The organism is Streptomyces xingningensis, assembly GCF_054957865.1.
This window is the reverse complement of the sequence record NZ_JBDJPF010000055.1, coordinates 1-19,073: the sequence shown is the minus strand read 5'-3', so window position 1 is coordinate 19,073 and position 19,073 is coordinate 1. Positions and strand designations below refer to the sequence as shown.

The 19,073-nt window shown below is 71.1% G+C and carries 21 protein-coding genes and 1 pseudogene; 12 read left to right on the top strand and 10 right to left on the bottom strand.

The genetic code is table 11. The features are described 5' to 3' along the window. From pqqD to ABCR83_RS24705, 4 genes are all read left to right on the top strand, one after another. Positions 1-312: a pyrroloquinoline quinone biosynthesis peptide chaperone PqqD gene (gene pqqD, locus ABCR83_RS24720; protein ID WP_462697373.1), complete on the top strand. Its 312-nt coding sequence runs from the start codon at positions 1-3 to the stop codon at positions 310-312. After that, positions 305-1,372 carry a pyrroloquinoline quinone biosynthesis protein PqqE gene (gene pqqE / locus ABCR83_RS24715; RefSeq protein ID WP_462697372.1) on the top strand — a complete coding sequence of 356 codons (1,068 nt, stop codon included), beginning with the start codon at positions 305-307 and terminating at the stop codon, positions 1,370-1,372. Before pqqD ends, pqqE begins: the two co-directional genes overlap by 8 nt. Beyond that, positions 1,369-2,919: a hypothetical protein gene (locus tag ABCR83_RS24710; RefSeq protein WP_462697371.1), complete on the top strand. Its 1,551-nt coding sequence runs from the start codon at positions 1,369-1,371 to the stop codon at positions 2,917-2,919. The genes pqqE and ABCR83_RS24710 overlap by 4 nt, the downstream gene beginning before the upstream one ends. Positions 2,920-2,981: 62 nt before the next feature. After that, entirely contained in the window at positions 2,982-3,887 is a 906-nt protein-coding gene (locus ABCR83_RS24705) for a PrsW family intramembrane metalloprotease (RefSeq protein ID WP_462697370.1), read from the top strand. Between the two features lie 20 nt (positions 3,888-3,907). Here ABCR83_RS24705 and ABCR83_RS24700 read toward each other — a convergent pair whose 3' ends face one another. Genes ABCR83_RS24700 through ABCR83_RS24685 form a run of 4 tightly spaced genes read right to left on the bottom strand, consistent with a single transcriptional unit; the run spans position 3,908 to position 6,581 of the window. Continuing rightward, a complete protein-coding gene (locus ABCR83_RS24700; RefSeq protein WP_462697369.1) occupies positions 3,908-4,336 on the bottom strand; it encodes a lasso peptide biosynthesis B2 protein in 429 nt (142 codons plus the stop codon). Further along, the gene (locus ABCR83_RS24695; protein ID WP_462697368.1) at positions 4,333-4,596 is read right to left on the bottom strand and encodes a lasso peptide biosynthesis PqqD family chaperone; all 264 of its coding nucleotides are present in this window, start codon (positions 4,594-4,596) and stop codon (positions 4,333-4,335) included. The genes ABCR83_RS24700 and ABCR83_RS24695 overlap by 4 nt, the downstream gene beginning before the upstream one ends. After that, positions 4,593-6,443 (bottom strand): asparagine synthase-related protein, encoded by a 1,851-nt coding sequence (locus ABCR83_RS24690; protein WP_462697367.1) that lies wholly within the window; start codon positions 6,441-6,443, stop codon positions 4,593-4,595. The genes ABCR83_RS24695 and ABCR83_RS24690 overlap by 4 nt, the downstream gene beginning before the upstream one ends. A 6-nt stretch (positions 6,444-6,449) precedes the next feature. Continuing rightward, positions 6,450-6,581: a lasso RiPP family leader peptide-containing protein gene (locus ABCR83_RS24685; RefSeq protein WP_462697366.1), complete on the bottom strand. Its 132-nt coding sequence runs from the start codon at positions 6,579-6,581 to the stop codon at positions 6,450-6,452. 265 nt (positions 6,582-6,846) lie between these two features. Here ABCR83_RS24685 and ABCR83_RS24680 point away from each other — a divergent pair. Both ABCR83_RS24680 and ABCR83_RS24675 read left to right on the top strand, forming a co-directional pair. Then, positions 6,847-7,074: pseudogene (locus tag ABCR83_RS24680) on the top strand (LuxR C-terminal-related transcriptional regulator); the annotation flags it as partial. A gap of 25 nt (positions 7,075-7,099) precedes the next feature. Then, entirely contained in the window at positions 7,100-7,954 is an 855-nt protein-coding gene (locus tag ABCR83_RS24675; protein WP_462697365.1) for a DMT family transporter, read from the top strand. Positions 7,955-7,977: 23 nt separating this feature from the next. On the opposite strand, the gene ABCR83_RS24670 is transcribed toward ABCR83_RS24675, so the two are convergent. Together ABCR83_RS24670 and ABCR83_RS24665 are read right to left on the bottom strand one after the other, a co-directional pair. Further along, positions 7,978-9,114 (bottom strand): permease, encoded by a 1,137-nt coding sequence (locus ABCR83_RS24670; RefSeq protein ID WP_462697364.1) that lies wholly within the window; start codon positions 9,112-9,114, stop codon positions 7,978-7,980. Between the two features lie 130 nt (positions 9,115-9,244). Then, positions 9,245-9,823, bottom strand: coding sequence for a TIGR03086 family metal-binding protein (locus ABCR83_RS24665; protein WP_462697363.1), 579 nt, complete (start codon positions 9,821-9,823; stop codon positions 9,245-9,247). A gap of 128 nt (positions 9,824-9,951) precedes the next feature. On the opposite strand from ABCR83_RS24665, the gene ABCR83_RS24660 reads away from it, so the two are divergent. Together ABCR83_RS24660 and ABCR83_RS24655 are read left to right on the top strand one after the other, a co-directional pair. Continuing rightward, positions 9,952-10,824 carry a universal stress protein gene (locus ABCR83_RS24660; protein WP_462697362.1) on the top strand — a complete coding sequence of 291 codons (873 nt, stop codon included), beginning with the start codon at positions 9,952-9,954 and terminating at the stop codon, positions 10,822-10,824. Between the two features lie 91 nt (positions 10,825-10,915). After that, entirely contained in the window at positions 10,916-11,341 is a 426-nt protein-coding gene (locus ABCR83_RS24655; RefSeq protein ID WP_462697361.1) for a hypothetical protein, read from the top strand. A 3-nt stretch (positions 11,342-11,344) separates the two neighbouring features. Here the strand turns inward: ABCR83_RS24655 and ABCR83_RS24650 are convergent, their stop codons facing one another. Further along, entirely contained in the window at positions 11,345-12,214 is an 870-nt protein-coding gene (locus ABCR83_RS24650) for a LysR family transcriptional regulator (protein WP_462697360.1), read from the bottom strand. Positions 12,215-12,343: 129 nt separating this feature from the next. Between ABCR83_RS24650 and ABCR83_RS24645 the strand changes: the two genes are divergently transcribed. Together ABCR83_RS24645 and ABCR83_RS24640 are read left to right on the top strand one after the other, a co-directional pair. After that, on the top strand, positions 12,344-13,066 hold the full coding sequence (locus ABCR83_RS24645; RefSeq protein ID WP_462697359.1) for an SDR family oxidoreductase: 723 nt from the start codon (positions 12,344-12,346) through the stop codon (positions 13,064-13,066). 236 nt (positions 13,067-13,302) lie between these two features. Beyond that, a complete protein-coding gene (locus ABCR83_RS24640) occupies positions 13,303-14,478 on the top strand; it encodes a L,D-transpeptidase family protein (protein ID WP_462697358.1) in 1,176 nt (391 codons plus the stop codon). A 68-nt stretch (positions 14,479-14,546) separates the two neighbouring features. On the opposite strand, the gene ABCR83_RS24635 is transcribed toward ABCR83_RS24640, so the two are convergent. Then, positions 14,547-15,695: a macrolide family glycosyltransferase gene (locus ABCR83_RS24635; RefSeq protein WP_462697398.1), complete on the bottom strand. Its 1,149-nt coding sequence runs from the start codon at positions 15,693-15,695 to the stop codon at positions 14,547-14,549. A gap of 253 nt (positions 15,696-15,948) precedes the next feature. Further along, a complete protein-coding gene (locus ABCR83_RS24630; RefSeq protein ID WP_462697357.1) occupies positions 15,949-16,323 on the bottom strand; it encodes a DUF488 domain-containing protein in 375 nt (124 codons plus the stop codon). Positions 16,324-16,431: 108 nt separating this feature from the next. Here ABCR83_RS24630 and ABCR83_RS24625 point away from each other — a divergent pair, with 108 nt between their 5' ends. Both ABCR83_RS24625 and ABCR83_RS24620 read left to right on the top strand, forming a co-directional pair. Beyond that, entirely contained in the window at positions 16,432-17,877 is a 1,446-nt protein-coding gene (locus ABCR83_RS24625) for an MFS transporter (protein WP_462697356.1), read from the top strand. A gap of 137 nt (positions 17,878-18,014) precedes the next feature. Then, positions 18,015-18,473, top strand: coding sequence for a hypothetical protein (locus ABCR83_RS24620; protein ID WP_462697355.1), 459 nt, complete (start codon positions 18,015-18,017; stop codon positions 18,471-18,473). A gap of 3 nt (positions 18,474-18,476) precedes the next feature. Here ABCR83_RS24620 and ABCR83_RS24615 read toward each other — a convergent pair. Further along, the coding region (locus ABCR83_RS24615) for an ABC transporter permease (protein ID WP_462697354.1) at positions 18,477-19,073 on the bottom strand (597 nt) is incomplete at its 5' end.

Here is a 19,073-nt window from a genome sequence, read left to right as displayed (position 1 = left end):
ATGGCGGACGGGATCCGATGGCGGCTGCGCGGCGGCGTCCGGCTCACCCACGACGCGGTACGGAACACCGGAGTGCTGCTGCACCCGGAAGGCGTCCTCCTGCTCAACGAGACCGCCGCGGCGGTCCTCAAGCTCTGCGACGGCGCCACCGATGTCACCGGCGTCACGGCCGCGCTGTCCAGGGCGTACACCTGTGTGGAAGCCCAGGACGTCCGGTCCTTCCTGGCCGGGCTCGCCGAGCGCCGCCTCATCGAACCGGCGGCCATCGCCGACGCGGAGCACGCCGATGCACCCGAGCCCTCCGATGAGTAGGCCGCTGGGCATGCTCGCCGAGCTGACCCACCGCTGCCCCCTGCGCTGCCCCTACTGCTCCAACCCGGTCGCCCTCGAGGCCCGTTCCGGCGAGCTGACCCGCGCCCAGTGGTGCCGGGTCCTCGGCGAGGCCCAGGAACTCGGGGTGCTCCAGACCCACTTCTCGGGCGGGGAGCCGCTGCTGCGCCGCGACCTCGCGGACCTCGTGGCGCACGCCCATGACCTCGGCCTCTACACCAGCGTCATCACCGGCGGCCAGACCCTGACCACCGCGCGGCTGGCCGGCCTGACCGCCGCCGGCCTCGACCACCTCCAACTCAGCCTGCAGGACGCCACGGCCCTGGCGGCCGACACCATCGCGGGCCGCCCGGCACACCGGCGCAAGCTGGCCGCCGCGGCCCGGGTCAAGGAGGCGGGCCTGCCGCTGACGCTCAATGTCGTCCTGCACCGCGCCAATATCGCGCACACCAAGGCCCTGATCGAACTCGCCGAGCGGCTGGGCGCCGACCGCCTCGAACTCGCCAACGCCCAGTACTACGGCTGGGCGTTGCTCAACCGTCGCGCCCTGCTGCCCACCCGCGCCCAGCTCGACGCCGCCGAACCGCTGGTGCGCGCCGAGCGCCACCGGCTGGCCGGCCGGCTGGAGATCGTCTATGTGACGGCCGACTACCACGACGGCCTGCCGAAGCCCTGCATGTACGGCTGGGGCAGCCGCCAGCTCACCGTCACCCCCCGGGGCGATGTGCTGCCCTGCCCCGCGGCGGCCCAGATCCCCGGCCTCGATGTGCCGAACGTCAAGGACGCCTCGCTGGCCGACATCTGGTTCGGCTCCGCGGCGTTCAACCGGTTCCGCGGCACGGACTGGATGGCCGAACCCTGCCGGAGCTGCCCGCGCAAGGAACTCGACCACGGCGGCTGCCGCTGCCAGGCCTTCCAGCTGACCGGCGACCCCGCCGCCACCGACCCCGCCTGCCGGTTCTCCCCGCACCACGCACTGGTGACCGGGGCCGTCCGGGAAGCGCGCACCCCGCCCGCCCGGAACACCTGGAGGACACGGTGACGAACTCCCCGGCATCGGTCACCACCCAGCACAACGACAACCGGCGCACCGGGGCCAATCTGCTGGAGACGGCACTGCGCCCGGACAGCGTCGGCCCGCTGACCTTCGGCAGGCTCTTCTCCCGCGCGGTCGACGGCGAGATCTACGCCCAGCCGCTCTGCCTGCCCGCTCAGGGCGGGCGCACCGTCGTCTACGCGGCCACCATGCACAACAGCGTGTATGCCTTCGACGGGGACGACCCACAGGCCCAAGCCCCGCTGTGGCACGCCTCGTTGGGCCCCTCGGCCCCGCTGCCCGACCCGCACATCGGCCCCTCCGGATACCGTGACATCGCCGTCGAGGTCGGTGTGGTCAGCACACCGGTCATCGATGCGGGGCGGCGGGTGCTCTATGCGGTCGCCTTCACCAAGGAGCCCGACGGATACCACCACACGCTGCACGCCCTGGACCTGGACACCGGCCGGGAGACCCTCGGCGGCCCGGTCCGGATCACCGCCACGGTGCCGGGAAACGGCGACGGCAGCGTGTCCGGCCGGCTCACCTTCACCAGCGAACGCCAGCTCCAGCGCGCCGCGCTGACCCTGGCGAACGGCCGGATCCAGGTGGCCTTCGCCTCGTACGGGGACCGAAGCCCGTACCACGGCTGGGTGTTCGCCTTCGACGCCGGCACCCTCCGGCGAAGGGGGGTGTACCTCACCACGCCCGACACCGGGCTCGGCGGCATCTGGCAGGCCGGCCAGGGACTCGCCGTCGACGACCACGGCGGCCTGTACTTCATGACCGGCAACGGCGGCTTCCACCCGGACGGTTCGAACCTCGGCGACAGCATCGTCAAACTCACCCCCGACCTCAGGCTCGCCGACTGGTTCTCACCGTTCGACAACGCGGTCCTGAACGCCACCGACGCCGATCTCGGCTCGGCCGGTCCGCTGCTTCTGCCCGGCACCAAACTGCTGCTCGGCGGCGGCAAGTCGAGCAGGTTCTATCTGCTGGACACCATGAACATGGGCCATTTCCACACCGGTTCGGACAGCCAGATCGTGCAGAGCTTCCAGGTGGTGGCACCGGACGCGCACACCCACCACATCCACGGCGGCCCGGTCCACTGGGACTTCGGTGACGGGCCATGGGTGTACGTATGGCCCGAGAACGCCGCGCTGCGCGCCTACCGGTTCACCGGCGGGCTGTTCGAGACGACCCCCGTGTCGACCAGCACCACCACCGACCCCACGGGGGTGCCCGGCGGAGCACCGGGTATGCCGGGCGGCCTGCTGTCCCTGTCCGCACACGGCGCCGACCCCGCGACCGGACTACTGTGGGGCTCCCATCCCTACCGCCAGGACGCCAACCAGCAGGTGGTGGCGGGCGTCCTGCGGGCCTACCGGGCGACCGACCTGACCAAGGAGGTGTGGAACAGCAGGATGAACGCCGCCCGTGACGACGTCGGGCTGTTCGCCAAGTTCGTCCCCCCGACGGTCGCCAACGGCAAGGTGTATCTGGCCACCTTCTCCGGGGCACTGCACGTGTACGGCCTGCTGGGGCACTGAACGGTTCACCCGGACGGCGCACCGCGCGAGCGGGCCCCGGCCGACGGTGCTGTGATGCAGGCGTGCCCACCCCACCGCCCACCGGCCCCGCGCCGCCCACCGGCCTCCGGCCGGGGCTGTGGCTGCGCTGCCTCGGCGGCGGCCTGGCGCTATGGGTACTGACCGTCCTGGTCACCTATGCCACCGAGAACACCAATCTGCTGCCGACCCTGATCCTGCTCGGCAGCTTCCTGGTCCCCGGCTGCTTCGCCCTGTGGGCCTATGAAAAACATGGCCTGGAATATGGCCTCGGGCTGCTGATCAGCTGTTTTGTCGTCGGCGGGGTGCTCGGGGTGCTGGGCGCCTCGGTGCTGGAGTACTACCTGCTGCACCCCTCGGTCACCCTCTTCCTCGGCGTCGGCCTCATCGAGGAGGCGGTCAAGGCCCTCGCCCTGATCCTGCTGCTGCGACGGCATCCGCGCATCCAGGGCCTGCGCGCGGGCATGGTGCTCGGCGGAGCGGTCGGCTTCGGCTTCGCCGCCTTCGAGAGCTCCGGGTACGCCTTCAACGCGCTGCTCACGGTCCGGGGCCTGTCGCTGCGCGGGCTGATCGAGACGGAGATCCTGCGCGGGCTGCTGGCCCCGTTCGGCCACGGCCTGTGGACCGCGATCCTCGGCGGGGCACTGCTCGCCTGCCGCCGGGACGGCCGCTACCACCTCAACGGCCGGGTGGCCGTCACATATCTGGGCGTATCGGTGCTGCACGCGCTGTGGGACTCGATGAACGGCATCGCCGTCTGGCTGGTGTACCGGCTGACGGCGACCGGCACCCAGCGCAGCCTGTTCGAGTACGGCTATCTGCCCCGTCCCACTAATGAACAGAAGCATCTCTACACGGTGTTCTCCGATGGCGGGCTGCTGGTCGTCGCCCTGACCGGAGTGGCCTGGCTGCTGGCATCGGCCGGACGGGCCCGGCGGGACGGCCCCTGACGAGGTCGGCCGGTCGCCGGTCACGAGCGGGTGCGCGGCAGGCTCGGCACGGTCATCAGCGTGCGGTACGCCCCGGCGGCGTGCGGCTCGCCGACCGGCTGCCCGTCCACCTCGACCCAGGCATGGGCGCGGAACGGGCCCGTGCGCACCCCCGTGCACCAGTCCGGCCAGGTGCCACGCAGCCTGCACAGCAGCGCGGTGGCCACGGAGCGCTGGAGACAGCCCTCTCCGGCGCAGCGGGCGCTGACCGCGACGACGGCGCGCCGGGCAGCGAGGGCCTGGTCGGCGGTGGCCGGACCGGCGCCGCGCCGTGCCAGCCCGAGCACGCGGCGCAGGTGGCGGGGGGAGAGCCGGATGAGCAGCCGGGCGGTCGCGACGGAGAGGAGCACGGGCGGGCGGTGGAGCAGGGGAACGCTCTCCCGGGCTGTGGTGACCATCTGCTGGCTCATGCCCGCACCACCAGGCGTGCGTCGAGCAGTGAGCGTACGAGGGCGGTGACGTCCTGGTCTCTGCGCTCGGCGGCGAGCTGTGGGTAGCGTTCACCGAGCCGGTGCGCTGTCTGCTGGGGCGTTGCTCCGCCGAGGAGGGCGCGCAGGATGAGCGCGGCGGTCGTATTGAGCTGCCAGTAGCGGCCGTTGGCCTCGTCGAGCAGCACCATGCCGTCGTCGGTGTCGGTCGCGGAGACGTCGGCACGCAGGGTGAGGGTCATGAGCATTCTCCCGTGGGGACGGCGGCGCACGGTGGTGCGATGGGGTCGGGGCGGGAGCGGAGCCAGGTCTCACAGGCCAGGGTGGGCTCCAGGAGGCGCTGCCCGTCCGGCCCGGTCTGCGGGCCGAGCAGGCTCGCTCGGACGGCGTCGGCATCGATCAGTCCCGCCCGGGCGAGCCGGGAGTCGTCGAAGAGCCGCAGGAGGGTGGTCCGGTTTGCGCGCAGCCCGGCGTGGTAGTCGACGGTGAAGTCGCCCTTGGTGGAGCGTTCCAGCAGGGGACCGGGCACGATGCCGCGCAACGCGGTGGTGAGGACCGGCTTGAAGCGGTGCGGCGTGTTGCGCTCGTGGACGCGGACGGAGAGTGCGGCTTCGATGACGTTGTCGTCGAGGTAGGGGGCGGCGTACTCCAGGCCGAGGCCGGTGGTCACCTGGCTCATGTGCCGGATACCGCGCCCGCCCGCCTGGAGGTGGGTGAGGGCGGCGTGCTGCCCTCGCTGCGGTGCGAGCGGCTCGGCTCCGTCGGCGGCCTCGCGGAGGAGGCGGTGCACCAGGTCGACGGCTTCGGGGCTTGCCCATGGGGGCATGCGAAGTTCGGGTCCCCAGGCCAGGGAGGGGAGCTCGCGTCCGCGCGCGGGCGGCGGCGGTTCGGTGAGCTGTTCCGTCGCAGTGGCCAGCCACCGCGCGTACGTACTTCGGTCCGCAAGCTCGCGCACTACGGGCCACAACGGCGCCGACTGCGCTGCCCGTTGCCGCTGGATCCGGCCGGCGGCCGCCAGCGGGTGACTCCTGATGTAGTCGTGCAGGTGCGGGGGGAGCGCACAGAACATCTCGTCCCCGCCGATGCCGACGAGGTGCAGTCGTGAACCCCGGCCGGTCAGCAGGGGGATGAGGGCCGCGTATCTGCCGACGTCCCGCACCCAGCCGCCGGGCTCGTCGGTGGGGACGTCCAGGCTGTCCAGCCCCGCGAGCCACGCGGGCAACTGGGCGCGCTCCGGCCTCAGATGCTCGCTGTCCGGCAATGCGGCAGCGGCACGTGTGGCCCACATGGTGTCGTCGTTGTCCGGGTCGGCGCCGTCCAAGTGCAGCGTGACGAGCCGTGCCCGGCCCCGGGCGGCGAGGAAGCACAGACTGGTGGAGTCCATACCGCCGGAGAGGTCCGCGCTGATCGTGCCGCCGTCCGCGGTGCAGCTCTCCACGGCGTCGACCAGTGCCCGGCGCACCGCTTCCGCGCCTTCGGTGCGCGGGACTTCCGGTTCCGGCGGCTGCCACCATCTGCCGGCGCGCGCCCGGCCATCCGGTTCGATCAACAGGCACTGGTCGGGGCTCAGCGCCTGGACTCCCCGCCACACGCACAAGGCATCCAGGGGATGGAAGACCGGCACGGACAGCAGGGAGAGCGCCAGCACCGCCTCGTCCATCCCCGCACCGGTCAGCGATGCGAGCCTGTACGGACTGCCGGCCGCCACCGTCACGCCGTGCACCCGGGTGTGGAACACCCGTCGCACCGCGGAAGCGCTGCCGCGCACGCGGACCCGGCCGGCGGCCGAGGCCGCCACGTGGTAGCTGCCCGCCAGACCGCGGACAGCATCTTCCACGTCCGCGACCTCCCGCACCCGCCGTGCACGTGCCGCCAGCGCACCGGCGGTGACCGGGCAGCGCCCGATCACCGCCAGCCGCGCCTCCCCTGCTGCTGCGATGGTCACCTGACCGTCCGGCCAGTCGCCCAGCAGCCACGGTCGTCCCGATGCGTGCGGGATCACCCGGGAGACCCGGGGAAGCAACGCTCGAGCCGCGGCGAGGCCCGCTTCACCGTCCGGCAGAACCGCGAACCACACCTCGCCAGCCACGGGTGTTCAGCCTCGTACGATCGTGTAGTAGCCGCCGTACAGGTCGGTGTGGTCGTAGGTGATGATCCCGCGGGTCAGTTCGGCGAAGTCGCCGAGCTCCGCCACGACAGGAGGCTCGTAGAATTCTTGCTGTTCCATGGGGGTTCCTCTTTCGGTGGCTTCCTCCTCATGCGGTGCGGGGTTTTTTACCGCGCCCCGGGGCTGCCCAGATGCCAACTCGCCAAGCTTTGCAGTGAATCACTCCATCCGAACGAGTGGTAAGTGATATGGAAACCTCAGCTGACTTACACGACAGGCGGGCGCAAATGCGGTGCGGCAGGAACGTCCCACTCGTGCGGTTGAGCCTCTGAGGCATCGCCGTATTCCGCGCGGTTCTCAGTTCACACCCGGGCCTCGACGGCGGCGGACGGATGCGAGGCGCTGGAGCCGGCACGACGGGGCGGGTTTCCTGCTGAAGGACTCGGCGCCCGGCGAGCTGACAGGCGCCGTGCGCGCGGCCGCCGCCGGGCGGCGGATGCGTACGAGCGGGGTCACAGTGAAGACATACGTCAGCCGGATACTCGCCAAGCTGGAGTGCGGTAACCGGGTGCAGGCCGCGCCGCCGGCCCGTGACGCGGGGCTGGGGGCGTAGGGCGACAACGGATTGCGAGACACCCATGACCGTGCTGCTGACCGTGGTGTTCGCGGTGCTGACGGCGGTCAGCAACGCCACGGCCACGGTCCTGCAGCGCAAGGCCGCCCGCACCGTGCCGGGCACCGATGGGCTGCGCCTGCGGCTGATGCTCGATCTGATGCGCCGTCCCGCGTGGTTCGGCGGGATCGCGGCGGTGATCTGCGCAGCGGTCTGCCAGGCACTGGCCCTCACCTGGGGATCGCTGGCGCTGGTCCAGCCGATCTTTGTCACCGAACTGCCATTCGCCCTGTTGATCGGGTGCGTCGTACTGCGACGCCGGCTTCCGGGCCAGGGCTGGGCCGCGGTGGTCGCGGTCGCCGCCGGGGTCGGCCTGGCGCTGGCCGCGGCGGCACCGTCCGGCGGGCACCCGCCGGTCTCCCTCGGACTGTGGGTGGCGGTGCTGGTCTGCACCGGCACAGTGGTCGGACTGTGCGTGGGCGGCGCCCTGAAACACCCTCCGGGCCGGGTCCGGGCAGCCCTGTTCGGCAGCGCGGCGGCCATCTCGTACGCGCTGACCGCCGCGCTGATGAAATCCGCGACCACCACCTTCGATCGCCATGGCGCCGGCGCCTTCGGCACGGCCTGGCAGACCTATGGCTTCTTTGCGGTCGGGGCGTTCGCCCTGTTCCTGCTGTCCAACGCCATGGCGTCGGGCCCCCTGGTGGCCTCCCAGCCCGCGCTCACCCTGGGCGACGCGCTGGTCAGCCTGTCGCTGGGCATCACGCTGTACGGGGAGCACGTACGCGCCGGGTGGTGGCTGATTCCGGAGCTGGCCGGGGTGGCGCTGGTGGCGGGCGGAACCCTGGTCCTCGCCCGGGTACGCAGCAGCCAGGCGTAGGGGGCAAGGAACCCTTCAACCCCCTAGCCCGGCGGCGGGCCGCCCATCATGCGGAGCATCCCCGCCCCACCGGTGCGCAGAAAGCGCACCACCAGGGCGGCGGCCGCCGTCAGGAAGGCGATGTTGAGCCAGGTGGTGTGGTTCCAGGACACCCCGCCCGCGGGCACCGTCGCGGAGGCCCGGTCGGGGACCAGCCCCAGTGCGCCGAACGCCAACTCCACCACGCACCCCGCGACGACCATCGCCACATAGCAGGTGCCCAGCAGAAAGACCGCCATCCGCGCCCCGTAGTACCGCCGGTAGATCGCGAGGATCGGCAGGATGAGCAGGTCGGCGAAGATGAACGCCACCACCCCGCCGAAGCTGATGCCGCCCTTCCACAGCACCACCGCCAGCGGCACATTGCCGATCGAGCAGACGAACGAGGCCATCGCGACCAGCGGGCCGACCAGCGGCCCCCACAACCTGGCGGCCAGCGGATGGCCGTGGAAGAAGAAGGCCCGCCAGAAGAAGTCCGGCACCCAGGCGGCGATCGCCCCCGCGATCAGCAGCCCCAGCACCAGGTCCCGCAGAATCGCCGCCCACTCCATGACGAAGACATGCGCCGTGGCGGTGAAGCCCGCGGGCGAGAACAGCCGCCGGACGAACGAGCCCTCGCCCCGGACGGACATGTCCATCGCGGCATGCCCCTCCATCGCCCCGGCCAGCCCCCGCCCGGCCTGCGCGCGCGCCTCACGCAGCAGCTCCTCGCCCAGCAGACGCCGGAACAGCACCGCCAGCACGACGATCATCAGCGGGCCGCCGGTGAACTCGGCGAGGGTGAACTGCCAGCCCATCAACAGGGCCAGGATGACGCCGAGTTCGACGACCAGATTGGTCGAAGCGATCTCGAAGGCCATCGCGGCGGTGAAGTGCGCGCCCTTGCGGAACAGGGAGCGCGCGAGCGCGACGGCGGCGTAGGAGCAGGACGAGGACGCGGCGCCCAGCGCGGCGGCGAGCGCCAGGGTCCGCGGGCGGTCGTCCCCCAGCGCGCCGACAACGGTGGACCTGCGGACGACGGACTGGACCACGGCCGACAGCCCGAAGCCCAGGATCAGCGCCCAGCCGATCTCCCAGGCCATGGCCCCGGCCATCGACAGAGCGTGCAGGACCGCGTGCATTCCCGAACCCTTCACCGGGTGTGCGTCAGAGGGACGGACCCTACCGGCTGTTGCCGCGCTCCGCCCGGATCAACGCGGTTGGCATCCCCCGTCATGGAACTGCGCCGGCCGGAGTGCTTTGTGACCGCCGTCAGGGGCGTCGTCCCAGCCCGGCCAGGAGGTCGGTCCAGGCGTCGGCGCCGGACGGCGCCGGGACCGGCTCCGCGAACAGCCCGGTAGCCGACAAGTCCGCCGCGTACGGCCCGAATTCGCGCACCGCGAAGGAGACCAGCGCCCGCGAGGGGCGTTCCTCCGCGCCGATCGCCCGGGACAGGTCCCAGGAGTGCACGATCGCGTCGGCCGTCATCTGCGAACAGTACGCGTCGGCGGTGGTGGGGCCGTAGGACAGCCGGACGGCCCGGCCGAGGGCCCCGCGCGCGGCGAACGCCTCACGGGCGGCACCGGCCGCCCGGTCCCAGGCGGCGACGGGATCGTCGCCGAGCAGATCCCCGTCCAGGGAACCGCCGAGATCCTCGATGGCGGCGCCGTCCAACAGCGGTGGCACCCACAGCTGTTCCACCGTGAGGTGGTTCACCAGGTCGCGCACGGTCCATTCGGTACACGGCGTCGCCAGGTCCCACTGCCCGGGCCGGACGGCGTGCACCCGGTCGGTGAACAGGCCGAGCGCTTCGCCGTGCCGGGCGAGCAGGGTCCGCCGGGTGTCGGTCATGACACCCATGATCCATGTCCTGCGCGACGGCGTCGACTCGGCCGAACGGCCCCTCAGCGCATGATGACCGGCGCCGGCGGTGCGAAGGTGCGAGCAGTGGCCCTACTCGGCGTGAGGAGCTGGGAGCGATGGATCTCCCCCTGGTCGTGGGCGTTGACGGGTCCCCCGGCAGCCTGCTGGCGCTGGACTGGGCCGTGGACGAGGCGGCCCGCCACGGCACCAGGCTGCGGCTGGTCTATGCCTCGCTGTGGGAGCGCTATGAGGGCAGGCTCCCGGCCCCCGAGGGCGTCCCCTCCGCCGAGGTGCTGGCGGAGGAACGCATCGTCGCCGTCGCCCTGCGGCGGGCCCGGGAGCGCAACCCGGCACTGGCGGCGGGCGCGGAGGTGCTGCCCGTGGAGGCGGTGAACGCCCTGCTGGACGAGGGGCACCACGCGGCCGCGCTGGTCACCGGCCCGTCCGGGCGGGGCACGATCACCGGGCTGCTGCTGGGGTCGGTGAGCCTCTCGGTGGCGGGCCGCGCCCACTGCCCGGTGATCGTGGTCCGGGGCGAGGAGCGTAATGTCCGGGGCGAGTACGGGCGCATCGTGGTCGGGGTCGGCGATGCCGCGGAGGCCGGGGCCGCCGTGCGGTTCGCCCTCCGCGAGGCGGCCGTCCGCGGCTGCGAGGTCCAGGCCGTACGCGCCTGGCGGTACCCCGCGCGGCAGTCGGTCGACCACTATCCGCTGCCCGCCGAGGACGCCGTCGACCACGAGGAACAGTGCGCGCGGGAGCTGACCGAGCTGCTGAGCGGACCACGGGCCGAGCACCCGGACGTCACCGTGCACGGCGTGACGCCCGAGGGCCCCGCGCACCGAGTGCTCGTCGAGGCGTCGGCCACCGCGGATCTGCTGGTCGTCGGTGCCACCCGGCGGCAGCGCGTGCTGGGCTTCCAGCTCGGCCGGGTCAGCCATGTCGCACTGCATCGCGCCGCTTGTCCGGTCGCGGTCGTCCCGCACGGATAAGAGGCGTTTACTGGAAATGTGCCGCCTTGAGCGGCCGACCCCGAAGGGGGGATCTGTGCGAACAGTGGGGTGAGATCGAGTGAATGCCTCCATGAGACCGTACCGGCTCCGGGCCGCCCTGATCGGGACCGCCTGTGCCGCCCTGCTGGCGGGCGGTGCCGGTGGAATCGCCGCCGCCTCGACGGTGGCGTCCGACACCCACGCGGCCACGGGCATAGAGCTGTCGATGCCCTATAAGGCCAAGAAGGAGTCCATAACGGTTAAGGCCAATAAGAAGTCGGTCAAGGTCGGCGAAAAGGTCACCCTCGCCGGTAAGACCACCAACATCCCCAAGGACGCCAAGCTCACCGTCCAGCACCAGCTCGGCAAGAAGTGGACCACCCTCCACGCCAGCACCAAGGTCAAGCGCGGTGGCGGCTACAGCACCGACGTCAAGCTCAACAAGAAGGGAACCGAACACCTGCGGGTGGCGCACGGCAAGACCGTCTCGCGCACGGTGACGGTGACCGTGCACTGACCCTCACCCGCCGCCCTGGAGCGCCATGGCAATGGCGGCGAACTCCTGCACCAGCGGGCTGCGCCGGGCGCTGTCCCAGGCCAGGCACACCTGGTTGGGCCCGATGCCGTCCACGGTGACGTGAACGATGTCCGGACGCGTGTAGGACGACGCCACGGACAGCGGAAGGACGACGACACCGTGACCGGCGGCGACGTGCTCCAGCTTCTCCTCGACCGTGCGCATGAGGGGCAACGCCCGGCGGCCCCGGGCGTGTGACGCCGACGCGATGTCCCGCCACTCCGGCACGACGTCCGGGTGCTGCAACAGATGCTCGTCGGCAAGGTCGGCGATCCCGATCGCGCCCTTCCCGGCGAGACGGTGACCGGCAGGCAGCACCGCCACGCGCGGTTCGGCCAGCAACGGCCGGACGCGCAAACCCCGTTGGTCGAGGGGCATGCGGACATAGCCGATATCGACCCGGCCGTCGCGGATCGCGTCGGCCTGGTCGTCCCAGCCGCTGCGCACCACGTCCACCGTCACCCCGGGATGGCGCTCACGCAGAGCCTGGACCGCGGCGGTGACGATGAGCCCGGGAGCGAACCCGACCGTGAACACCCGGGGCCCGCGGGCGGCACGGGCGACACGGCGGCGCAGCGCCTGGGCATTCGCCAGCAACGGGGCGGCGTCCGCGAGCAGTTGGGTGCCTGCCGGAGTCAGCTCGGTGGCCCGCTTGGTGCGCACGAACAGCTGGACCTTCAAGTCCTCCTCGAGCGCCCTGATCTGGCGGGAGAGGACGGGCTGCGCGATGTGCAGCGCCGCGGCGGCGCGGCCGAAATGCAACTGTTCGGCGACGGCCATGAAATACCGCAGCTTGCGCAGATCCAGATCCATCAGCGCTCCACCTCACCTCTGATGCCCTCAAGGTATGACAGCGGCGGAAAGAGGTCTTGGACCGGGGTGGCTGCCCGGCCCCATCGTGGACGCATCGATTCAGCCACCTTTCTTCTCCGGAGAGTCTTCATGAAACTGCACGGACAGCGGGTCGTCGTGCTGGGCGGTACCTCGGGCATCGGACTGGCCACCGCCGGGGCGGTTGCCGCACAGGGCGCGGAGGTCACGGTCGTCTCCAGCAGGAAGACCAGCGTCGAACGAGCCCTGGCCACCCTGCCGCCGGGCTCGCGGGGCCGGGTCGCCGACCTCACCGACGCACCGTCGGTCGAGGCCCTGTTCGACGACCTGGGCGACTTCGACCATCTGGTGTTCACCGCCGGGGAACCGCCGAGGTTCGCCCCCCTCGAGGGGCTGGACCCCGACGCGGCCAAAGGCCTGTTCTCGCTCCGCTTCTTCGGCGCCCTGTCCGCTGTCCGGGCCGCCCGGCCGCACCTGCGGGCCGGCGGCTCGATCACGCTGACCACCGGCACCGCCAAGGATCGGCCCGCGCCGGGCTGGACGGTTGCCGCAGGTGTCAGCGGCGCCGTCGACGCCCTGACCCGCGCCCTGGCGGTCGAACTCGCCCCGCTGAGGGTCAATGCCGTCTCCGCCGGCGTCGTACGGACCCCGATGTGGTCGGCGGCCCTGAGCGACGCCGACCGGGAACAGCTGTACGCCTCGGCTGCCGCGACCAACCCGACGGGACGCGTCGGCGAGGCCGCGGATCTCGCCCAGGCGTACCTGTTCCTGCTCACCCAGCCGTTCGCCACCGGAACGGTCCTCACGGTGGACGGCGGCATGGTCCTCGTCTGACCGGCCGGGGTCCGCACACGACGGAACGGCTTTGACATGTGCGCGGCGAAAGTTCAGGGGTTCGCCGCGCACATCCAGTCAGCTGGACAAATATCCGCTTTCATCAGGAACTTCGGGAACCGAAATGGCGTTCGGATCATCTGTAAAGGGTGGCGGGGGGCTGCTTCGCCCGCGCATGCACCGGCGGCGAAGCCGGGCCCGTCATCGATCGAGTCGCTGTTTTGGAGGTTGCTCACGTGCACGCCAGGTTGGGCCGTCGCCCCGTCCTGTTGATATCCGCCCTGATGGGCTCCCTGGTGCTGACCGCGTGTTCGTCGGGGGGTTCCGACAAGGCCGCCGACCCGGGGCCGGAGGCCAAGGTCACCGTCAGCCCGGCCGCCGCCGGCAAGGAGGCCAGGCTCGGCTCGCCGATCTCGGTGCAGGCGACCGGCGGCAAGCTCACCTCCGTCGAGGTCAAGGACGACAAGGGGCAGAAGATCGCCGGGCAGCTGGCCGGCGACGGTGCCTCGTGGAAGTCGGACGGCAAGGTCAGACCGCAGACCACCTACACCGTGAAGACCGCCACCGAGTCGGACAAGGGCCGCAAGTCCTCCGGAACCTCGTCCTTCCGCACCCAGCAGGCCCCGAGCGTCAACAAGCTCACCAACACCCCGGAGAACGGGCAGACCGTCGGCACCGGCATGCCGGTCTCGATCCTCTTCGATCACAAGATCGACAAGAGCAAGCGCGCCGAGATCGAGAAGGCCCTGAAGGTCACCACCTCGACCAAGGTCGAGGGTGCCTGGGGCTGGGTCACCGACTACTCGGGCGCGGACCGCATCGACTGGCGGCCCAAGACCTACTGGCCCACCGGGACCAAGGTCTCCGTGAAGGGCTCGCTGGCCGGGATCGACTCCGGCGAGGGCGGCTGGTTCGTCCGGGACTACGACTTCGGCTTCACCATCGGCGCCGACCACAAGGCCGTCATCGACGTCCCCTCGCACACCCTCACCATGTACGAGGACGGTAAGGCGGTCGGCAGCGTCAAGGGTTCGGCCGGCTCCCCGGACGACCCCACCCGCGGCGGCATCCACACGGTGCGCAGCAAGAACGCGGCCGAGACCATGGACTCCTCCACCATCGGCCACGGCAACGAGTGGATGCTGGACTCGCAGTGGGTCACCCATATGACCGCCTCCGGGACCTTCCTGCACTCCGCCCCCTGGAACCAGTCGGTCGGCGTGGAGAACAACAGCCACGGCTGCTTCGGCATGACCACCGAGGACGCCAAGACGGTCTACGACTTCCTGCCCGTCGGCTCCACCGTCGAGGTCAAGAACACCGCCAACCCGAACAAGACCGATGTCGGCAACGGCCTCGAGGTCTGGCAGGAGACCTGGCCCCAGTGGCAGCAGCGCAGCGCGCTGAAGTAACGGCACCCGCCTGACGCCCGGACGGCCCGGGAGGAGAAATCTCCTCCCGGGCCGTCCGGCTTTTGGGCTCAGCCCAGCATGCCCTCGATGAGGTCCGCGGCGCGCACGGCGCCGCCCGCGGCCCGGGTCTGTGCCCGCAGCAGCGCCGAACGGCGGGCCACCTCCGGGTCGCCGGTGAGCTCGGCCAGGGCCGTGCGCAGCAGTTCGGGCGTAGCGTCCGCGGTGTCGATGCGGCGGGCCACGCCCAGTTCGGCCAGCCGGTCGGCGTTGATGAACTGCTCGGCCGCCTGCGGGACGGCGATCATGGGTACGCCGGTGTACAGCCCTTCGCCGCAACCGCCCATCCCCGCATGGGTGACAAAGGCATCGGCCTGCTCCAGGATGGCCAACTGCGGTACCCAGGAGTGCACTTCGACGTTGGACGGGATCTCGCCCAGCGTTGCGAGGTCGGTGTGCTTCCCGATCTGCAGCACCACCTGCCACCCCGGCAGATCCCCGAAGGCCGCCAGGATCCGGCGGTAGAACTCCGGTTGCCGGGTGTAGGCCGAGCCGAGGGAGACCAGCAGGACCTTCCCGGCGCCGGCCGGCCGGGTCCAGCCACCCTGCACCGCCCGCTCGCCGAGACAGGGGCCGACAAAGGTCGCCACCTCGCGGTCGACCCGGTCCGCATGCGGCTGCATGGCCTCGGCGATCAGCGCCAGAGCCCGCGGTGGCCGCCCGGAGAAGGCGTCCACACCCGTGGTGGTGGCTCCGCAACGGGCCAGCCAGGCCCCGAACTTCGCCTGGTAGTCGGCGAAACCGGGCAGCTGCCTCAGCGGTCCCGCGAACTCGGCCTCGGCGTTCTCCCAGTACACAAACGTCGGTGACAACTGGACCAGCGGGCGGCCCTGCGCCTCGGCCAGGGCGCGAGCGCCATAGGCGCCGATGTCGTACAGATACAGATCGGCCGGATCGCGGTCATAGGCGGCCTTCAGCTGCGGCAGCGCCTGGATGGCGTCGTCGAGGAAGAGACCCATCGCGGCGACGGGGTCCTCCGGCCAGCAGTTGTCGGCGACCGGCAGAGTGGAGGAACAGGCCGTGAACTCGGCGCCGGTGGAGGTCACCAGCTCGGCCGCCACCGGGTCATTGGCATAGGTCACCCGGTGGCCACGGGCCACCAGCTCCCGGATGACCTCAAGTCCGGGCAGGACATGACTGACGGCGGGGATGCCGACCATCGCGATATGGGCACGGCGACGGGACAAGGGAGATCACTCTCTTTCAGATCTGCAGTGAAAGGGGCACGACGAGGAAGCGCTCCGTGATATGAGGAGCGCCGGATCCGATGAGGGAGCGGCGATGCCGCCCTCGGCCGTGTCAGTGGCAGATCTGAGAGAAGTACATGCCCCGGACGCTATCCCGGTCGCCGGGCGCGGGCCACCGGATTTTCGCGGCCGCCGACGGCGGCACCCTGCTCAATGACGCGCCGACTCAATGACGCGCCGACGCCAGCCGCTCCGCGAGCACCGCGGCCTGGCTGTGCGTGACATCGCGGGTGGCCGTCAGCAGCGTGAGCCGGTCCTGGGCGGCCAGCTCGCGCAGCCGCCCCAGTGCTTGCCGCCGCCGGGGGTCCCGCAGTTCATCGAGGTACCGACGGCGGAACTCGGCGAAGCGGCCGGGCTCATGGCCGTACCAGTGGCGCAGTTCGGTGGACGGGGCGACCTCGCGCAGCCACTCGTCGAGGTGCGCGTCCTCCTTGCGCATGCCGCGGGGCCAGATGCGATCGACCAGCACCCGCGTGCCGTCCTCGGGCGAGGACTCCTCGTAGACCCTGCGGCAGTTGATCCGTGGTGACGTTTTGGTCATGACGGCACCCCCTCCCTGTCCAGAGTGCTCCCTAGCATTGCCAGATAGTGTCTAGCAACGCTAGATTCTTCTCTATCATTGCTAGTTGATGCATGGAGGATGCTGCCCATGACTATGCGAGACCCATCGACCGTCTCCCCTCCGGCGCCGACCGCCGGACAGCCGCGGGTCACCCCGGACTGGTGGCCGCTGGCCGCGATTGTGGCGGCCGTCGCGATGCTGATGCTCGATGGCACGGTGGTGGTGGTGGTCGCGCTGCCGGACCTGCGGCAGGACCTGGGGGCGAAGCTGGTCGACGCCCAGTGGGTGCTCAATGCCTTCACCCTTCCCCTGGCCTGTTTCCAACTGGTCGCGGGCTTCCTGGGGGACCGGTTCGGCAGGCGGCGGATGTTCACCGGGGGAGTGCTGGTCTTCGGCGCGGCTTCGGTGGCCTGCGGTCTCGCGACCACGCCGGGCTTCCTGATCGCCGCGCGTGCGGTGCAGGGCGCCGCCGGTGCGGTGATCTTCGCCATGACACTGGCGCTGATCGCCCAGTGCTACCAGGGCAAGGCCAGGGGCGCGGCGTTCGGGATCCGGGGCGCCGTGGCGGGAGCAGTGGTGGTGCTCAGCCCGCTGCTGGGCGGAGCCCTGGTCTCGGGGCTGAGCTGGCGATGGATCTTCTTCGTCAATGTGCCCGTGGTGCTCTTCGTGCTGGCCGTCGCCCGGGTGAAGATCCCGCGCCAGGCCGAACTCCGTACCGGCCAACGTATGGACCTGGGCGGCCTGTTCACCCTCACCGCCGGGCTGCTGCTGCTGACCCTCGCCCTCCTCCGTGGTGGTGACCACGGCTGGACGAGCACCGGATCGCTCCTGCTGTTCGCCGGGGCGGGGGCGGCGCTGGTGGCCTTCCCGGCCGTCGAGAAGCGGCATCCGGACCCCATGCTCGACCTGTCGCTCTTCCGTCGCGGCTCTTTCACCGGCACCCAGATCGCCACCCTGTGCGCCAACGGCGGCTTCTTCGGGCTGCTCTTCTACCTCTCGCTGTACTTCCAGGACCAGCTCGGCTACTCGCCGATGAAGGCCGGTCTGTGCTTCCTCGCGGTCAATGTGCCGATTCTGCTGGTGAGTCCACTGGCCGGCACATTCATGGACCGGCTGCCCGCCCGGCTGCTGCCCTCCACCGGGCTCTTCCTCGTCGCGGCGGGGCTGGTGGTGATGCACGGGCTCACTCCCGCATCCGGCTGGCGGGAACTGGCCCCCGGGATGGCCATCACCGGGTTCGGCCTCGGCCTCACCCTGCCCGCCCTGGGATCCCTGGCGATGGACCTCGCCGATGACCGCCGGCTCGGCATGGCCGCCGGCGTCAACACCACGGCGAGCCAGGCCGGAATGACGATCGCCACCGCCGTCTACGGTGCCCTGCTCCAGGCCCGGACGCATGGACCCGTCGCCCGGGCGGCGCGTGCCGACTTCGTGGCCGGACTCAACCAGCTCACGCTGGTCGCGGCCGGGGTGGCCATGGCCGGAGCGCTGGCCGCGGTGGTCCTCGTGCGGACGCGGTCTTCTTCCCGCTGACGGTGGCCCGTTACCGGCGGCCGGGCCGCTGACCGTCCGGACCGGCACCGTCCGTCCCGTTGACGGGGCAACCCTGTCATGCCAGCTTCAGGCACAGGCGGGTCCCCCCGGACTCGCGTGACCGAAGGGGGAGTTCGGTGAAGCGAGTGTTGTCGGCGACGGCGGCCGTCCTCGCCGGGGCCATGCTGGTCGTCGGCCCGATGGGTACGGCCCGGGCGAGCCAGGGTGCGACCGTCCGGGACGCCGCCAGGATCGTGGTGTCGGACGGCGACCCGACATCCGAGGAACAGACCCGGCTGCGCGAGGTGGCAGGCGCCATCTGGACGCCGGAGCTGGCCGCGGGCTGGAATATGAACGGCGATGTGGCCGGTGTCCTGTCGCAGGCCACCGGCGAGATCCTCAAGTGCTCGGAGGCGTTCGCGCTGGTGCCCAGACCTCCGAAGTTCCTTCCGGGACTGGGCTATCTGGTGAGCTACTGGAAGCAGCTGCGGGACTACTACCTGGTGGTCAAGACGGACCGGACGTACCGCGCCTGTGTGGTGGCGACCGCGCTCAACTACCGGTCCGCCATCGAAATGGCCTCCCAGGGCATCTGACCGTCACCGGGCCAGCCGCCCCAGCAGGGCCGAGGCGGTGGTGACACCGACCGCCACCGCGGCGATGAGAACGGCGAAGTCCAGGCCCAGATGGGCCGGTGTGCCGATCAACAGGCCGCGCAGGGCGTCCACTTCGTAGCTGAGCGGATTGCCCCGGCTGATCGCCTGGAGCCAGTGCGGCATCAGCTCGATCGGATAGAGGGCGTTGGAGCCGAAGAACAGCGGCATGGTGATCGCCTGCCCGATGCCCATCAGCCGGTCGCGGGTCAGCACGAGTCCCGCGATCGTCATCGACAGACAGGAGAAGAACGCCGCACCCAGCAGGAGGACGGCCGCCACCCCGAGCAGGTTCAGCGGGTTGGCGGTCAGCCCCACCCCCAGCAGGGCCGACAGGACCAGGACGACCACCGCCTGGGCCAGCGCCCGCACCCCCGCGGCGAATGCCTTGCCCGTCACCAGGGCCGCCCTCGGGGTGGGGGTGACCAGCAACTTGGTGAGCACGCCCGCGTCCCGCTCCCAGATGATCTGGATGCCGTAGAAGATGGCGTTGACATCCTCCCCCTCGTAAACGAGGGGGATTCCTACGGCTCGCGCCGTGGG

Excerpts from the sequence above, each read along its gene's own strand:
- ABCR83_RS24675 (WP_462697365.1), top strand. The coding sequence starts at position 7,100 with ATGACCGTGCTGCTGACCGTGGTGTTCGCGGTGCTGACGGCGGTCAGC.
- pqqE (WP_462697372.1), top strand. The coding sequence starts at position 305 with ATGAGTAGGCCGCTGGGCATGCTCGCCGAGCTGACCCACCGCTGCCCC.
- ABCR83_RS24645 (WP_462697359.1), top strand. The coding sequence starts at position 12,344 with ATGAAACTGCACGGACAGCGGGTCGTCGTGCTGGGCGGTACCTCGGGC.
- ABCR83_RS24670 (WP_462697364.1), bottom strand. The coding sequence starts at position 9,114 with ATGCACGCGGTCCTGCACGCTCTGTCGATGGCCGGGGCCATGGCCTGG.
- ABCR83_RS24625 (WP_462697356.1), top strand. The coding sequence starts at position 16,432 with ATGACTATGCGAGACCCATCGACCGTCTCCCCTCCGGCGCCGACCGCC.
- ABCR83_RS24630 (WP_462697357.1), bottom strand. The coding sequence starts at position 16,323 with ATGACCAAAACGTCACCACGGATCAACTGCCGCAGGGTCTACGAGGAG.
- ABCR83_RS24665 (WP_462697363.1), bottom strand. The coding sequence starts at position 9,823 with ATGACCGACACCCGGCGGACCCTGCTCGCCCGGCACGGCGAAGCGCTC.
- pqqD (WP_462697373.1), top strand. The coding sequence starts at position 1 with ATGGCGGACGGGATCCGATGGCGGCTGCGCGGCGGCGTCCGGCTCACC.
- ABCR83_RS24695 (WP_462697368.1), bottom strand. The coding sequence starts at position 4,596 with ATGACCCTCACCCTGCGTGCCGACGTCTCCGCGACCGACACCGACGAC.
- ABCR83_RS24660 (WP_462697362.1), top strand. The coding sequence starts at position 9,952 with ATGGATCTCCCCCTGGTCGTGGGCGTTGACGGGTCCCCCGGCAGCCTG.
- ABCR83_RS24635 (WP_462697398.1), bottom strand. The coding sequence starts at position 15,695 with ATGGTCGGCATCCCCGCCGTCAGTCATGTCCTGCCCGGACTTGAGGTC.
- ABCR83_RS24650 (WP_462697360.1), bottom strand. The coding sequence starts at position 12,214 with ATGGATCTGGATCTGCGCAAGCTGCGGTATTTCATGGCCGTCGCCGAA.
- ABCR83_RS24655 (WP_462697361.1), top strand. The coding sequence starts at position 10,916 with ATGAGACCGTACCGGCTCCGGGCCGCCCTGATCGGGACCGCCTGTGCC.
- ABCR83_RS24685 (WP_462697366.1), bottom strand. The coding sequence starts at position 6,581 with ATGGAACAGCAAGAATTCTACGAGCCTCCTGTCGTGGCGGAGCTCGGC.
- ABCR83_RS24700 (WP_462697369.1), bottom strand. The coding sequence starts at position 4,336 with ATGAGCCAGCAGATGGTCACCACAGCCCGGGAGAGCGTTCCCCTGCTC.